Below are 548 nucleotides of genomic sequence, written 5' to 3' on the forward strand. Positions count from 1 at the left end.
TCACCCGCCTCAGATGCGAGGAGAAGCAGGTGCCCAGAGCGCTGCTCCTGACCGGCGACGCCGCCGAGGAGCTCGACACCATGTATCCCTACTATCGCGTTCAGGAGGGCGGCTGGGGCGTTGACGTCTCGTCGCGGACGATGCGTGACGTTCAGCTGGTCATCCACGAGTTCGACCCCAACTCCGACGCCTACGTGGAGAAGAACGGCCGAAAGCTGCCGGTCGACGTGCCCTGGGCCGAGGTTGACGTCGAGCGCTATGACGCCCTCATCATCCCTGGGGGACGTGCCCCCGAGTGGATCCGGGTCGACGCCGACGTCAGGCGCATCACCGAGCACTTCTTCGCGCGCAACCTCCCGATCGCGCTGATCTGCCACGGCGCGCAGGTGCCGGCTGTGTACGGACTGCTCAAGGGCCGGAAGACGGCGTGCTTCCCGCCCATCACCGGTGACATGGAGAACGCGGGCGCGACGGTCATCGACGCTCCCGACGTCGTGGACGGCAACCTCGTCTCCTGCCGCGGATGGCCCGACATGCCGCAATTCGGC

Annotated in this window: 1 protein-coding gene; it reads left to right on the forward strand. The window is 67.2% G+C overall.

The annotated features are described in order from the left end of the window. Positions 1–29 precede the first annotated feature (29 nt). On the forward strand, positions 30–548 hold a 519-nt coding region (locus tag ACRWNP_RS37200; protein WP_431969447.1), incomplete at its 3' end, for a DJ-1/PfpI family protein.

The organism is Actinacidiphila sp. bgisy160, assembly GCF_965342435.1.
Lineage (GTDB): Bacteria > Actinomycetota > Actinomycetes > Streptomycetales > Streptomycetaceae > Actinacidiphila.